The sequence below is a fragment of the Paenibacillus sp. 2TAB23 genome (assembly GCF_052115165.1).
In the GTDB taxonomy this organism is placed as follows: domain Bacteria; phylum Bacillota; class Bacilli; order Paenibacillales; family Paenibacillaceae; genus Pristimantibacillus.
On record NZ_JBFRGD010000005.1, the window covers coordinates 160,681 to 175,798 of the forward strand.

Genomic DNA, 15,118 nt, shown 5'->3' on the forward strand with positions numbered 1-15,118 from the left:
AAAAAAAGGCTTCTCCCCGCGGTCTATGACAGACCCTAGGGAAAAGCCTTGATGCTTAAGGACGAAGAGCTTCCTCCGCCCATTCCATATAATACGAATTGCCGTTGCGAGTGTCGTATTGCTGCGCAGACGACAAAGCCAGCTGGGCAAAGTGGTCAGCTAGCCGTTCCAGGCTTGTGTCCTCTTCCGTTCCAATGAAGGAGACAGGCAGCCGCGGCCGATATTTCGAGCCGCTTGCCGCAAGCTTCTGCAGCAGCTGAGCGCTGTATAGATGGAAGACCATTTTGTGAAACGGATCCTCGTGGTCGTAGGCCATCGCCAAGTGATGCTCGAATAATTCGATGCCCTTCTTAAGATCCGTTGACGATAGAAAAGCGATATGCCTGCCAATCGTCTCGATGAAGTCTCGTTTGCCCTTGATCAGACGATAGCCCCTGATGTGCGCCTTGCGCGCATCCTGCTCAGATTGTTGATGAAGCATCGGAAGGAGCAGGTAGGCGAGCGTAATATGCGGTACCTCCGCACAGCTCATGTCGCCGGACAGAATCGGCTTCGCGGCATCAAGCGCCTTCTCATGCTCACCGATCAGAGAGTAGAATTGCACGATCTGGTTTTGCTCACAAGCCTCGCAGTCACTCATGTGATCGCGGTCGGCCTTCTGGAAATTCTCCATGTAGTCTTGTGCCTTCTCCATATGGCCTAAGTCCATGGCGGTGCGGAAACGATAGTACAAATAAGTCCGGTCGTTGTAGCCATGCTCCTTATATCGCTTGCCCAGATCATCGACAAGCTCTTCGATCTTATGAAGCGGGATTTCCGGGAAATGCGAGATTTGCCCGACAATCCATTTGTAGGACCACATGAGGTTAAAGCTTGCGAACGCTTCAGGATTGCGGTCGTATTGGCCGAGCTGCCAGGAGAACGCGATAAGCGCTTTGAGCGGGTAGCCATGGAAAATAGCCGTTTGAACGATCTCGCCCCGAGCCTCATAGCCCTGCTCGATATTCCCTTCAGCATCGGCGTAACGCGCAGCTGCTTCCAGAACCTCCAGCTTTGCAAGGCCATCCGGCAAATCGTAAGCCTCGTCCATCAATGTTTCGAAATCGTAATTCATATGGATGTCCCTCCATTCCCCGCATTCGCGGACAAGCCCCAGTCAATAAATCGTACGATGCCCTGATTCAGCACAGCCAGCTCTTGCCGGCTCATCGGGTAATGCCCCATCATCAGCGCATTTGTATAAAGCATCTCAACTGCGGCCGGCAGCATTTCTTTGCTGCTTGCAGCGAACAGTCGGCTGATCAGCGGGTTGTTTAGGTTGAAGTATAAGGTTGAATAGGCAGACTCGCCGAAGCTGGCTCCTAGATTGCCCAGCACGGACGACAGCAGATCGGTACTCGATTCCTTCGCTTTCTCCAAAGAACGGAGTGCAGATGACTCCTTCGATAGCGTGTAAAGCGCCGGAAGCTCAGCGGGCTTGAACCGTTTCAGCTGAATATGGCAGCGGAACCGCTGCAGCGTAACATCGGCAAGCCTTATCATATCGTAATAACTGTTCTTTTCCTCCATCGTAAGATCGGTGAAGGAGAGGGAAACATCCTCGGGCATCAGCCGCTCCAGCTCCAGCTCCGGGTTCAAATAAGCGATGCCGTCAAGAAGCTGATTGTTGTAAATATAGCCGCCGTTCAGCACGAGCAGCGATTGTGCAGCCGCCACATGCGTGATTTGGCGGTATTCATCTACGGTAGCGGTATAGTATATCTTTTGCTTCTCATTCATCAGCTCGCCAAGGGTGCGCTCACCGTAAGTGCTCTCGAACGTAAGCCACTTGTATATGGTATTCAGGAATGCGGCATCCTCCGCAGCCAGCGCCTTCATAGGCAGAGCATGCAGGGCAATGATGCGTTGAAGACGTTCCGGCTCATGGCTCCCCATGCGAACCAGCTCGTCCCGAATGGCTTCTCCCAGCTCATCGCGCACGGATTGCAGCCGGTCATCCTCATAGAAATGCTCTCGCGAGGCGGTTGGTTGCAGCTCATCTGTCCAGATCAGGCATTTGACGAAAAACGCCCATTCCGGCAAAATATTTTCCGCTTTGTCCGATACCAGCATCTGTTTCAAATAAACCTTGTGCGAGCGCCTCGCGTTTAGATTGACGGAATGCGGCAGAATATAGGCAATGCCGCCGGTACGTCCGTTCGCCGTGCGCAGCGGAATGAAATCCTCGAAGGGCTCCGCGAGAAGCCGGCTTCCGAATTCGAGCACCTCCCGTCGTTTGCCGCGGGCAAGCTCAGGCTCAGCGAACCAGGCAGGCTGAGCAGCATTGATGGACTTCTGTTGTCCGCCTGCGACCAGCGTGACCGGATACGGCAGCAAGGCGCCGTAATAGAAGAGGAGCTCTTCAACAGCGGCAGGCTCGAAGTAGTCAGCGCTATCGGCTTTGCAGCGAAGATACACTTTCGTACCGATTGCAAGCTGCGTATCGAGCTTGCGGATCGTGTAGGTGCCGTCCGGCTTGCCGCGCCATTCCATGGAAGGTCCGCCTTTGGCCGACTGGGTTAGTACGACAATCTCGTCGCTGACCATAAAGCAGGATAAGAGGCCGATGCCAAAGCGGCCGATGAAGGAGGTTTCATTGGCGAGAAAATCTTTGCCCACCTTTGAGGAATGGCCGATCATCGCCAGAAATTGATGGATATCCTCCTCGGTAAGGCCGATGCCCGTATCCTCCACGGTCATCGTGACATGCTCGCCGCTTCCGGCGATTTCAACGGACACCTTTCCTTTGTAGGCAGGGTCCATGCCGCTTCGCGCCGTAATGGCATCGGTCGCATTCTGCAGCAGCTCCCGCAAAAACACCTTTGGACTGCTATATAAGTGATTGGATAATATATTAATCATTCCGCTTAAATTAACTTGAAACCGATATTCCTGTTGTTCGCTCATCAGACACTCTCCCTTAAGTAAGTAGTAACCAAATTACACGAATGCTGGTAGGTATCTGCCTTAGTTTACTATTCTTTTGTGTTTTATTTCCAATATTGGACCAATAATAAGACGAAGGGCTTAATCGCAGATGAGCCATAAGTCCTGTAAAATAAGTCTTATTCAGCATGCCGAATGAGATAAGGAAGGTTTATGGATCAAAAGAACAGTTAATATGCTATGCTTGAAGTTACGAAATAACTAAAAATGTGCGGAAGAGGTATATAGATGAGTGAAATGAAATTTGCGGATTACGCGTTAAGTGAAGAAATTGTACGGGCGCTCGGGAGCCTAGGCTATGAGACGCCTACAGAGGTGCAGCGCGAGGTTATACCGGTAGCACTCGGCAAGCAGGATTTGGTCGTCAAGTCCCAAACGGGCAGCGGCAAAACTGCGGCATACGGCATCCCGTTATGCGAGCTTGTGGATTGGAACGAAAATAAACCGCAGGTGCTTGTGCTGACGCCAACCAGAGAGTTAGCTCTTCAAGTAAATGAAGACATAACGAACATTGGCCGCTTCAAGCGGATTAAATCCATGGCCGTTTACGGAAAGGCTCCTTTTCACATTCAGAGAGCGGAGCTGAAGCAGCGGACACATATGGTTGTAGGAACGCCCGGACGTGTGCATGATCATATCGAGCGGGGCACTCTCCCGATTGAGCGCATTCAATATTTGGTCATCGATGAAGCAGATGAGATGCTGAATATGGGCTTTATCGAGCAGGTGCAAGCGATCATTGAACAGCTGCCGAATGATCGGGTGACGATGCTGTTCTCGGCGACGTTCCCGGCAGACATTGCAAAGCTGTCGCACAAATACATGAATGAGCCTGCGCAGGTTGAGATCAAAGCAGCAGGTCTAACAACCGCTACGATTGAGCATTCGGTCATCGAGGTGAAGGAATCGGATAAGTTTGATCTGTTAAAGGATGTCATGATCGTCGAAAATCCGGACAGCTGCATTATTTTTTGCCGCACGCAGGAAAACGTTGATCAAGTATTCCGGCAGATGGCTGAGCTTGATTACCCTTGTGACCGCATTCACGGAGGCATGGAGCAGGATGAGCGCTTTGAGGTTATGAACGCGTTCCGCAGAGGACAATTCCGCTATTTAATTGCAACTGATGTGGCTGCGAGAGGTATTGATATTACCAATATTACACATGTCATCAACTTTGATATTCCGCTTGAAAAGGAGAGCTACGTGCATCGGACGGGCAGAACAGGTCGGGCTGGCAAGACGGGCAAAGCCATCACCTTCGCTGCTTCCAAGGATGCAAGGCGCCTTGCGGAAATCGAGAGCTATATCGGGTTCGCTATTCATAAAGCAAAGGCGCCGTCTGAGGAATCCGTCGATCTTCGCAGGGAAGCCTTTGAAGAGAAGCTTAATATCGGACCTGAGCTGAAGAAGGACAAGCGGGAGCAGTTGAACAAGCAGATTATGAAGCTCAATTTCAACGGCGGCAAGAAAAAGAAGCTGCGCGCGGTGGATTTCGTGGGAACGATTGCGAAGATCGAAGGCGTTTCCGCCGACGATATCGGGATTATTACGATTCTGGACAATGTAACGGACGTGGAAATTCTGAACGGCAAGGGCTCGCTCGTGCTGGAGGTAATGAGAAACACGACGGTCAAAGGCAAGCAGCTGAAGGTTCGCAGAGGCAATAAGTCCTAGCAGGAAGTAAGCTGAAGGTTGCCTTGCCTGCTTGCGCATCGGAACACGGTTAAAAGGCAGATTAAAGTTCAGGAGAATCGGATGGAAAGCTTTGTATACCAGGTTGTTATGCTGACGGTGGCAGCAGCGATGCTGCTTGCCTTGCTGTCCATTGTGTTCGTCAGTTGGCGCAATGGCATATCGCCGATGCCTTCCTCGGCCGTGGTACGGCGAGAGGTGTTGCAATTGCTGAGAAGCCTGCCTGGGCAGGGCGTTATGGTGGATGCCGGGTCTGGCTGGGGAACGCTGGCGCTTCAGCTCGCAAGAAGCGACAGGCGCTGGCGCATTATCGGGATTGAGAATTCAGTTATCCCCATGTGGATATCTTTTTTGACAGCAAAGCTTGAGAATCGGACGAATGTTTCGTTTATAAAGCAGGATTTATACACATATTCGTACAGGGATGTGGATAGGGTTGTGTGTTACTTGTATCCGGGGGCGATGCGGCGGCTTGATGCGATATTTGGCGAGCAGCTAAAACCAGGCACGTATGTCATCAGCATTTGCTTCGCTTTGCCGTATCGGAAGCCGGAGCGTATCATCCAATGCAAAGACTTGTACCGCACGAAGATATATCTTTATGAGATTTAATCACACATAAGGAAGCGGGTCGATTGCATGGAAACGGACCTGAAGTCGCTTTTTGGCGATATCGATATTTATTTATTCGACCAGCTGTTGAAGGGGCGAATAACAAAGGATATGCGCATACTTGATGCGGGCTGCGGCTCGGGGCGTAATCTTGTGTATTTGCTTAGAAACGGCTATTCGGTCATGGCAGTTGATCGTTCGGAAGCGGCAATCGAGGATGTTCAAAGGCTGGGAGCGGCATGCTCGTCTAATTGGTCGGAGCAGCAAGCCCGCGTGGAGACTGTCGAGCGGCTGAGCTTCAAGGATCATAGCTTTGACTTCATTATTAGCAGCGCAGTGCTGCATTTCGCAGACAATGAAGCTCATTTCGATCAAATGTGGGATGAGCTTTGGCGGGTGCTTGCGCCTGGAGGCAAGCTATTCGCACGGCTGGCTTCCTCGATTGGGATGGAATCCAGCATGCAGCCCCTTGGAAACGGACAATACCTGCTTCCTGATGGAAGCAGGCGTTATCTTGTGAATGAAGCGCGACTTCAGGGGCTTGCGGAGAGAACAGGCGGGCTGCTGTTTGAGCCGCTCAAAACCGTCATCGTAGCGGGCAAGCGCTGCATGACGACCTTGTGCGTCCAAAAGCCGGCACAGCCGCAACTAACGCAGCTTTAAAGCTGCAGCCACCAAATGCCCGCGCATTCCGGCAGATGAATAAGCTGCTGCTCGGCTATTCGGTCGGCAAGCTCGTCACTGAAGAAGAAGCGGGCCAGCTGTTCGGCTTGATCCACGCTGTCGAAAGCGTAATCCATTCGCACCCATCGGGACGAGAAGCCATAAAGATTTTCCAGTGCGTTGAAATAAGGCTCTAAGAAACGAGGGGGATTCGGCTTCTCGAACCCGGTTCCCATCGTCTCCACTATGATTGCCGTCCCGCCAGGGCGGAGCACCCGCTTGATCTCGCTGATGACCAGCCTGATATTGTCTTCCCAGTCCGGAAGTGTGTCGCTGCCTAGATACCCAATGCTCCAGCCGGACACGACTAGATCTGCGCTGTCATTCTCCAAGGGGAGGCTTCGGTGATCAGCCACGCTTGTACTCCAATTCGTATATCCCCCTTGCGACAGCCTCTTCGCTGCTAGTTCCAGCATCGCTGCCTGTGCGTCAAGCGCGATAATCGACCTCGCTTGGCCTGCCAATACGGCAGCCAGCCTGCCTGAGCCAGCCCCAAGATCGACTACGTCGAGCCCTGCCACGGGCCGAATTTCCTCTATGATTGATTTTAAGCTTGGCTGCTTTGCGATTAACTCGTGATAGCGCTCCGCTTGCTGCGCGTAGATTGCCTCATGATCAGGCATCGGCAACTCCTCCTTCTATGGTATGAATAACTCACTTCCCAAGAATAAAGGTATACGTAACGTTAAAGTCAATCACTGAATGTGGAAAAAGAAGATGGAGCAGCTATGCTCCATCGTTGCAGCATGGCTGTTTTTTAGATTATGGAGAGCTCAGAGGCTCGGTTTTCGTGAGGAGATACAGGGAAATGAGTAGAGCGCACATGCTGACGCAGATCCTACAGAGAAGTCTATTTATTGCTAAACTCAAATCTTTGCAGCTGATGAATCACGCTGTCATCAATAGCGATGCCTGCCTTCTTGAGCGCTAGTAAAACGGATCCGATGGCGGGCGGGAACTGCGGATGTGTGATGAGATAACGTTTATGATTTCCTTGAGCAAGCTTGCTTCTTAGTGCATGCAAGAAATATCTACTGTTCGCGACGCTTCCAATGAAGGTGACTGCGACTTCTTCGCTTGCGAAGGAGGCGGCAATGAGTTCGATGCCGATCTTGATTTGACCAATCGCTCGCTCGCATACACGGATAGCGACAGAGCTTCCTTGCTCAGCTGAATTTGTGACCACAGGGGCAAAGTCGCCAAACTGCTTATCGCGTTCACGGCGATCCGCAGTGAAGCCCTGTTTGGCTGTTTCGGCAAGCTCACTTAAGGCAGCAACGCCCCAGTGGGCGAGCATCACCTTCAGAAACTCTTGGTCCGATTCGTCGTATTCGCCAGCAAGCACTTCATATACGGCATCGTAAGCGATGGAGCGGGCAGCCGTTGCGGCGTAATGATGAAAATCATAATTGCGAATGAATTGTCCGTCCTCCGTCACGCCTACAATAATGGAGCCGGTTCCGGCAATCACAACAATGCCGGGTTTGCCCATTAATGCACCAGAATGGGCGGATACAGCGTCATTTACATGAATTCTCGGGCAGATAAGGCCATCTAATTCCGTTAATGGCGTTATCCATTCGAGATCGGAGGGTGCATCATAACCTGCGATCCCGGCAACCAGTGCTTGCACGTCAGCGGCTGTTCGGCCTGCTTGCTGCAGCGCTTCCCCAATGGCTCCTCGCACGTTTGACGCAGCTTGCTTGTCCTTATAAATGGAAGCTGAGCCTCGTTCCAAATAAGCCAATACATGCCCATGCTTGTCGCTTACCATTACACGGGTATTCGTTCCGCCGCCATCTATACCGATAACTACTTGGTTGTTGTCCAAAGGATGCCTCCATCTTTTTCGTTGAATTTGCCTGGCTCAGATCAGCCCGGATAAGTGCGAGCCGCTTTGTTAGTTTACCTCCGTTTTCCATAAAAAAGAAGCTGTTCCTTTGCGGAGGAGACAGCTTTTTTCATGCACAGACCAGATATGCGATTGGGCCAGAAGCCAGTGAATGTTCTGTGGCTGCTTGACTGCTCCTGTTGCAAGGGCCGCTTATTAGGCTATCATTCCTCATGCAACAACAGGTGCAACCCTTTTTTCAGAAAACGGTATTAAGAGGTATTCATCATCTATCGGTTTCATGCCGCGTGTTTATATTCCGTTTAAACAGGCAAGGTAAAGTAAATAGCGTAGCAGAGAGAAGAGATATAGAGGAGTGGTAGTTATGAAAGATAAAAAGAGCAATGTTAGGCGGTTTATTGGACTAATCATGGAGACGAATCCTCCGAAAATGATGCTGTCCATAGCGGTTATATTAAGCGTGATCACGACGCTTGTAAGTTTGACGATTCCCTTGTTCACGAAAAACATGGTCAATGGCTTCTCGCTCGGCTCCTTGAGCACGACACAAATCGTCTTGATGGCGGCCGCATTTATTGCGCAGGTCGTATCGGGCGGCTTGTCGGTATATTTGCTGCATTATAGCGGCAACAAGATCGTATCGTCCATCCGCGAGCGGCTGTGGAGCAAGATGCTTCGCCTGCCTGTTCAGTATTATGATAACAAAGCCTCGGGTGATACCATTAGCCGTCTAACCAACGATACGGCGCTGCTAAAAGGCCTTATAACCGATCATGTGACCGGCTTTTTCACCGGTATTCTATCCATTATCGGCGCCTTGTCGATCCTATTCTACATGAACTGGCAGATGACACTCATCATGCTTACCGTTTTCCCGGTAGCGGCACTCATCATGGTACCGATCGGCCGCAAAATGTACACGATCTCGAAAGCGACGCAAGCCGAGAACGCAAAATTCACTTCGGTTGTGAACCGCGTTGTGTCGGAGATTCGTCTAGTAAAGGCATCGGGGTCCGAGCCTGCAGAGTACGAACAGGGGCGCAGCGGCATTCAGAACCTTTTTGGCTTCGGCTTGAAGGAAGCCCGTATGCAGGCGCTTATCTCACCGATGGTCTCATTCATCATCCTGCTGCTGCTCGTATGCTTGATTGGCTTTGGCGGCGTGCAGGTTTCCTCCGGTGCTATGACTGCCGGGGAGCTGGTCGCATTCATTATGTATTTGTTCCAAATCATGCTGCCGATTACGCAGATTTCACAGTTTTTCACGCAGTTCCAGAAGGCAATGGGCGCGACGGAGAGCATTATTGGTATTATTGAATCAGAAGAGGAAGATCAAGAGAGCGGCAAAGCGGTTACAGAAATGAATCAAACGCTTCAGGTCGATCATGTTTCTTTTGCCTATAAGCCAGAGGAGCCGATCCTGCGGGATGTGAGCCTGACGATTGAAGCGGGCAAGGTGACGGCGCTCGTGGGACCAAGCGGCAGCGGCAAGACAACGCTTTTCTCACTATTGGAGCGGTTCTATGATCCGACCTCAGGTTCGATTCGGCTTGGCGGGAAGGACATTCGGGATGCATCCCTGCGATCATGGCGCAGTCAGATCGGCTACGTATCTCAGGAAAGCCCGATTATAGCAGGCACCATAAAGGATAACCTATGCTACGGACTCTCACGGGACGTTACGCAGGAGGAGATCGAGCAGGCAGCACGAATGGCCTATGCAGACGGTTTTATCGAAGCATTGCCAGGCGGCTATGATACAGAGGTTGGAGAACGGGGCATCAAGCTGTCGGGCGGCCAGCGTCAGCGGATAGCAATAGCTAGAGCACTGCTTCGCGATCCACGCATCCTTATGCTTGATGAGGCGACCTCGAATCTGGATAGCAAATCAGAGGAAGTCGTGCAGGATGCGCTCAAAAACCTGATGATTGGCAGGACAACGGTTGTCATCGCGCATCGATTGTCGACGGTTGTCGATGCAGATTCGATCGTGTTCCTGGAGAAAGGCGCCATTACCGGTGTCGGAACACATGAGCAGCTCTATGCGAGCCACGCGATGTACCGCGAATTCGCGAACGGCCAGCTGCGCATGAACAAAACGGCTTCCTAAGGGAGAGGTGAGGGATTGAAATGGGGTATTTGCTTGTAGTAGACGATGATCCGCACATACGGGAGCTTATTCGCGTCATTCTTCAGAAGGAGGGACTGCTCGTGCAGGAAGCTCCGGACGGGCAAGCAGCGCTTGCGCAGATGGAGCAAGCGCCCGCAGACATGGTCATTCTGGATATTATGATGCCGAATATGGACGGCTGGGAGCTGTGCAGAGAGCTGCGCAAGCATTATGATATTCCGCTGCTTATGCTTACAGCCAAAGGGGAGATGGGCGATAAGGTAAAAGGCTTCAATCTGGGAACGGACGACTACTTGGTGAAGCCGTTTGATCCAGCGGAGCTGACGGTCCGGGTTAAGGCGCTCCTGAAGCGCTACCGGATTGCCGTGTCGCAGCAGGTATCCGTAGCTGAGCTGATGCTGGACCGGCAAACATATGAGGTCCGAGTTGGCGCTGATTACTTCACGCTCCCACCGAAGGAGTTTGAGCTGCTGTTCATGCTGGTCAGTCATCTGGGCAGAACGCTGACGCGCAATCAGCTTATTGAGGGCATTTGGGGTTATGACTTTGATGGCAACGAGCGTACGCTTGACGTTCATATCAACCGTCTGCGGGAACGGTTTGTTTCATGGAACATATCCATCAAGATCAGTACGATTCGCGGATTAGGCTACCGGCTGGAGGCTCTGAAATGAAGCGGCGCCATTCCATAGCCGGCATTGTGCTCCGTTTCGCGGGAGCAATTACCATGCTCTTCTTACTCAGCGGCCTAGCTTTTTCGCTCGCGTATTGGTTGACGAGATGGTTTTACTCGCATCATGAGGTCGCTCTTCCTGAATATCTTCTCCAGCTCATCAACTGGGCGCTTGGGATCCTCATTCTCGTTCTGCTTGCAGGCATGGTGAATTTGGTGACGGTACCGAGGCAAAGGAAAGTATGGACTGAGATGATGGATGCGCTCAAGCTGATGGCAAAAGGCAATTTCAACATTATGATTGACCGCGAAAAGAAATACCATGGCCAGTTCGGCGAGTTCGTACAATCCATTAATGACATGGCGCATGAGCTGAAGCAGGTCGAGCTGCTGCGTCAGGAATTTATATCGAATGTATCCCATGAGATACAGTCTCCTTTGACTTCGATTCGGGGCTTCGCCAGCACGCTGCAGCGGGAAGGACTCAGCCCGGAGGAGCAGCGGCATTATTTGTCCATCATTGAGAAGGAAACGACGCGACTCTCCAAAATTAGCGATAACCTGCTCAAGCTGACTACGCTTGAATCGGAGCATCAGCAGCTCGATCTGAAGCGTTACCGCCTTGACACACAGCTTGAGAACATTGTCCTCGCTTGCGAGCCGCAGTGGCTGGAGAAGGAGCTTGAGCTGGAGCTGGAGCTTGAAGAAACGACGGTCGAAGCGAACGAAGAAATGATAAGCCAGGTTTTTGTAAACCTGCTCCATAATGCCATTAAATTCACGCAAGACGGCGGGAGCATAAAGATCGCAATTCGCCATTCTCCGAGTGAAGTTAAAGTTATGATTGCCGATAGCGGCATCGGTATATCCAAGGAAGATCAGCTTCGGATATTCGAACGCTTCTATAAAGGGGATAAGCAGCGGACGAGAACGGCAGACGGAAGCGGGCTCGGCTTGTCGATTGTCCACAAAATCGTTGAGCTTCATCACGGGGCAATAAAGGTGGATAGCCAGCTGAATAAGGGCTCCACCTTTGAGGTGACGCTTCCTCTTCCATAAAGGGAGAGCCGCGTTGAATGAGGTGCCCCCGAGAAACATGATTTTCAATATCCATATTTTAGTTCCCTCTCATTTGTTTCAAAGTACGCGATTGAGGTTAATCTTAGCTATATCGCAAGCACAGAGAGGGGAAGATAAATATGGGTTTATTATGGACATTGATTGTAGGCGGCGTTATTGGTTGGTTAGGTGGCTTGATCGTAGGGCGTGACGTTCCAGGTGGCATCATCGGGAATATCGTAGCTGGACTTGTCGGAGCTTGGCTAGGTACGCTCCTGCTGGGCGGTTGGGGTCCTTCGGTTGGCGGATTCGCATTGATTCCAGCCATTATCGGAGCGATTGTAGTCGTGTTGATTCTAAGTGCGATTATGCGCGGCGCAAGAAGAGCGTAAGTATGATTTTGCCAAAACTTGATAAAACCGTTGTTGAAGTAGTAACGTATACTTCAATAGCGGTTTTTTCTGCGTCTATAAGCTAGGATGGAAGAGGTCGAACAGAATGCTAATAACAATCGGTATTATCGCTTTATGTGTGGTTATTGTATATTTGGTGCTGCAGTATCCGGCTTTCGGAGCCGGACCCTCCAAGGAACAGCGGCAGCGGCTCAGCAGGTCGGAGCAGTATGCCAGCAAAAGGTTCATTAATGCCATTCCGACATCAATGAAGACCTCGACAAGCGAGAAGCTGGAGATGCTTGTCGCCTTAGTAAAGGGTAACCCGCAGGCAAGGCCTGACAAGCCGATCGCTATCCTGCAGATGGAAAATGTTCATTCGGCTGAGGCTGACTCGCAGCCCAAGCTTACTTGGTTCGGGCATTCGGCCGCGATGCTGCAGCTTGATGGTAAAAATCTGCTGCTCGACCCGATGTTCGGTAAAGCGCCTTCCCCATTTCCGTTCATTGGATCAAAAAGATTCAGCAGCAGGCTGCCGTTCGAGATTGAGCAGCTTCCGACTATCGATGCGGTTATCATTTCCCATGATCACTACGATCATTTGGACTATGGTTCAATCGTCAAGCTAAAGGATAAGGTGGAGCGGTTCATCGTTCCGCTTGGCGTAGCGCAGCATCTTATTAAATGGGGCGTGAGTCCGTCTATTATCGAAGAGCACGATTGGTGGGACGAGTTTCAGTATGAAGGGCTGCGGCTGGCCTGCACACCGGCACGGCATTTCTCCGGGAGAAGTCTCTCGGATCGGGACGCGACCTTGTGGTGCTCATGGGTCATTCATGGCGAAGCGGCCAAAATCTTTTTTAGCGGAGACAGCGGTTATGGTCCGCATTTCAAGCAAATTGGTGAAAAGTATGGACCGTTTGATCTTACATTAATGGAATGTGGACAATATGATGTACGATGGGCAGACATACATATGATGCCCGAGGAAACGGTACAGGCCCATCTGGATGTGCGTGGAGAGGTGCTGATCCCCATTCACTGGGGTGCGTTCACTCTTGCGCTTCACAGCTGGTCGGACCCTATTGAACGAGCGGTGAAGGCGGCGAAGGCGCACAGCGCAAGGATCGCGACTCCGCGTATAGGCGAGACGGTCTTGATACACGGCGCAGCATATCCCTCCTCGGTTTGGTGGAATTAGTAAGAGAAAGAGCCCTTCCAGGCATCATGGAACTGGGAACTGACCCCTGTTATTGAGACAGGGGTCAGTTCCCATGCCGGGAGGGCTCTTTCAATTATTGCCGCAGGATGACGGAACTTTTATCATCCCAGCGCCAGTTTGTTTTTTCATCCCCTAGAAAGAACCCGCCAAGCCAGCGGCCGCAGCCGCTTGGCCTTGCCCAGTCGCTTTTGCAGCCCAACACTTCTACTCCTCGTTCGGTAAGATTGATATGGGCTTGTAGGAATTGGACTGGTGAATCATGCAGTCCGGGAATAGGCACATCGTTTTCTATGCATATTAAGGGATCATGACCTTCTGACAACTGCTTAAGTATGAACCAATACTGAAGGTCGCCTAGCCCGAGCCGATGATGTTTAGTATTTATATGTTGAAAGAGCTGCTGGGAAGTATGCCATTTTTCCGCGAGCAGCTCCAGTGTCGTTTGCTCAACAAGGCCAAGACCATTCCGCACAGACGGATAACGAGCTAGATGCAGCTGGAACGCGTCATGCAGGAATGGCAGCGCCGACGTATCCTCCTTCAGCAGCTCCACGATGGCCATCGGATGATCTGCGACGTAAGCATCCCATGCTTTTTTGCCTAATGCCAGCTGTTTATCGCCGATCTCGCTCCAAGTGTGGTTGAGCGTGGAGAGCTCAGCCGGCGTTAATTGGCCTAAGCCGTGAAATAAAGCGATGCCTGGGAACTGATCGATGCTTAGCAAATACAGCTTGGTGCTGCCCAAATCCTGCTGTGCGAACCAATGGAGCAAGCAGCTCAGCATCGTCTGGTCATACAGATCATGCTCGAACCAGAGCACAATCTCGCGATGCTCGCGAAAAGCTGCGAGCCGGCGTTCCTGTGTCTCGGCAGACGATATCCACTCAAGCTGCGGTATGCCAAAGGCTTGTTCCATATAGGCAGCTCTGCGCAGCCGGTTCTCAGCCAGTCCGGGTTGCAGAAAAACGGGACCGAAAGTGTACATTTCCCTCCATACAAGTACCTCTCCCTGCACGCCAGCCTCATGGAGCTTGCTGCCAACCGAATCTCCGTTAACAATGTGAATCATCGAACCGCCTCCTTATACGTTGATATTCGCCGATCCGGAATGGTTTGGCAACCGGCAAAATAAATCATTTTAAATAAGGTGTTGACAACGTCCTGAAAATATATTATCTTTAATTCAAGATATTTAACTTAAAGACATGCGAAACGCGGAAGGGAGTGAGCATCATGGCAAACGACAATCCGAAACCGAATGTATCATTGGAGCTTTTCATTGCATTGTCGAGAGCGACCCAATGGGTCAACGCACATGCGGATCGAGACATACGAAGCAATGGCTTGAATCGAACGGAATTCGGCGTGCTGGAGCTGTTATACCATAGAGGGCCTCAGCCCTTGCAGCAAATCGGTGAGAAGGTATTGATGAGCAGCGGCAACATTACTTACGTTGTCGATAAGCTGGAGAAGAAGGACTTGGTTCGCCGCAGAGCATCAACCGAGGATCGGCGTCTCATTTACGCGGATTTAACGGATCAGGGCAAGCAATTTGTAGAGCATGTATTTCCCGGACACCAAGCGGTTATCGAACAGGCAGTAGATGGATTGTCATCGGAAGAGAAACAGCTTGCAAGCAAGCTGCTTAAGAAGCTGGGGAAATTTGCGCAGGAGCATTACAAGTAGCGAAGTTAGCGAGCAGCATAACAACGTCTTTCTTATTAGAAGCCAAACGGGCTCTTGTGGCGGGAAGCTGCTGGTAACCGTTTATGCT

Annotated in this window: 14 protein-coding genes; 9 read left to right on the forward strand and 5 right to left on the reverse strand. The window is 51.2% G+C overall.

Features of this window, described 5'->3' with window-relative positions:
- Positions 1 to 55: 55 nt before the first annotated feature.
- Together AB4Z29_RS10225 and AB4Z29_RS10230 are read right to left on the reverse strand one after the other, a co-directional pair.
- Positions 56 to 1,114 carry a hypothetical protein gene (locus AB4Z29_RS10225; protein WP_441942953.1) on the reverse strand — a complete coding sequence of 353 codons (1,059 nt, stop codon included), beginning with the start codon at positions 1,112 to 1,114 and terminating at the stop codon, positions 56 to 58.
- On the reverse strand, positions 1,111 to 2,946 hold the full coding sequence (locus AB4Z29_RS10230) for an HSP90 family protein (RefSeq protein ID WP_441942954.1): 1,836 nt from the start codon (positions 2,944 to 2,946) through the stop codon (positions 1,111 to 1,113). The genes AB4Z29_RS10225 and AB4Z29_RS10230 overlap by 4 nt, the downstream gene beginning before the upstream one ends.
- A 267-nt stretch (positions 2,947 to 3,213) precedes the next feature.
- Here AB4Z29_RS10230 and AB4Z29_RS10235 point away from each other — a divergent pair, with 267 nt between their 5' ends.
- The 3 genes from AB4Z29_RS10235 to AB4Z29_RS10245 all read left to right on the forward strand — a co-directional run bounded on the left by AB4Z29_RS10235 (position 3,214) and on the right by AB4Z29_RS10245 (position 5,955).
- The gene (locus AB4Z29_RS10235) at positions 3,214 to 4,662 is read left to right on the forward strand and encodes a DEAD/DEAH box helicase (RefSeq protein ID WP_441942955.1); all 1,449 of its coding nucleotides are present in this window, start codon (positions 3,214 to 3,216) and stop codon (positions 4,660 to 4,662) included.
- A gap of 81 nt (positions 4,663 to 4,743) precedes the next feature.
- Positions 4,744 to 5,292 (forward strand): class I SAM-dependent methyltransferase, encoded by a 549-nt coding sequence (locus AB4Z29_RS10240; RefSeq protein WP_441942956.1) that lies wholly within the window; start codon positions 4,744 to 4,746, stop codon positions 5,290 to 5,292.
- A 27-nt stretch (positions 5,293 to 5,319) separates the two neighbouring features.
- A complete protein-coding gene (locus AB4Z29_RS10245; RefSeq protein ID WP_441942957.1) occupies positions 5,320 to 5,955 on the forward strand; it encodes a class I SAM-dependent methyltransferase in 636 nt (211 codons plus the stop codon).
- Here AB4Z29_RS10245 and AB4Z29_RS10250 read toward each other — a convergent pair.
- Positions 5,952 to 6,638: a class I SAM-dependent methyltransferase gene (locus tag AB4Z29_RS10250; RefSeq protein ID WP_441942958.1), complete on the reverse strand. Its 687-nt coding sequence runs from the start codon at positions 6,636 to 6,638 to the stop codon at positions 5,952 to 5,954. The two genes, AB4Z29_RS10245 and AB4Z29_RS10250, sit on opposite strands and share 4 nt — an antisense overlap.
- 227 nt (positions 6,639 to 6,865) lie before the next feature.
- Positions 6,866 to 7,846, reverse strand: a complete 981-nt coding sequence (locus tag AB4Z29_RS10255; protein WP_441942959.1) for an N-acetylglucosamine kinase — start codon at positions 7,844 to 7,846, stop codon at positions 6,866 to 6,868.
- Between the two features lie 385 nt (positions 7,847 to 8,231).
- On the opposite strand from AB4Z29_RS10255, the gene AB4Z29_RS10260 reads away from it, so the two are divergent.
- From AB4Z29_RS10260 to AB4Z29_RS10280, 5 genes are all read left to right on the forward strand, one after another.
- Positions 8,232 to 9,977: an ABC transporter ATP-binding protein gene (locus tag AB4Z29_RS10260; protein WP_441942960.1), complete on the forward strand. Its 1,746-nt coding sequence runs from the start codon at positions 8,232 to 8,234 to the stop codon at positions 9,975 to 9,977.
- A 20-nt stretch (positions 9,978 to 9,997) separates the two neighbouring features.
- The gene (locus AB4Z29_RS10265; RefSeq protein ID WP_441942961.1) at positions 9,998 to 10,672 is read left to right on the forward strand and encodes a response regulator transcription factor; all 675 of its coding nucleotides are present in this window, start codon (positions 9,998 to 10,000) and stop codon (positions 10,670 to 10,672) included.
- On the forward strand, positions 10,669 to 11,730 hold the full coding sequence (locus tag AB4Z29_RS10270; protein ID WP_441942962.1) for a sensor histidine kinase: 1,062 nt from the start codon (positions 10,669 to 10,671) through the stop codon (positions 11,728 to 11,730). Before AB4Z29_RS10265 ends, AB4Z29_RS10270 begins: the two co-directional genes overlap by 4 nt.
- Before the next feature lie 140 nt (positions 11,731 to 11,870).
- Positions 11,871 to 12,122: a GlsB/YeaQ/YmgE family stress response membrane protein gene (locus AB4Z29_RS10275; protein ID WP_183563074.1), complete on the forward strand. Its 252-nt coding sequence runs from the start codon at positions 11,871 to 11,873 to the stop codon at positions 12,120 to 12,122.
- Between the two features lie 106 nt (positions 12,123 to 12,228).
- The gene (locus AB4Z29_RS10280; protein WP_441942963.1) at positions 12,229 to 13,323 is read left to right on the forward strand and encodes an MBL fold metallo-hydrolase; all 1,095 of its coding nucleotides are present in this window, start codon (positions 12,229 to 12,231) and stop codon (positions 13,321 to 13,323) included.
- Between the two features lie 94 nt (positions 13,324 to 13,417).
- On the opposite strand, the gene AB4Z29_RS10285 is transcribed toward AB4Z29_RS10280, so the two are convergent.
- Positions 13,418 to 14,413, reverse strand: coding sequence for a DUF1835 domain-containing protein (locus AB4Z29_RS10285; protein WP_441942964.1), 996 nt, complete (start codon positions 14,411 to 14,413; stop codon positions 13,418 to 13,420).
- Between the two features lie 164 nt (positions 14,414 to 14,577).
- On the opposite strand from AB4Z29_RS10285, the gene AB4Z29_RS10290 reads away from it, so the two are divergent.
- On the forward strand, positions 14,578 to 15,030 hold the full coding sequence (locus AB4Z29_RS10290) for a MarR family winged helix-turn-helix transcriptional regulator (protein WP_441942965.1): 453 nt from the start codon (positions 14,578 to 14,580) through the stop codon (positions 15,028 to 15,030).
- Positions 15,031 to 15,118 lie beyond the last annotated feature (88 nt).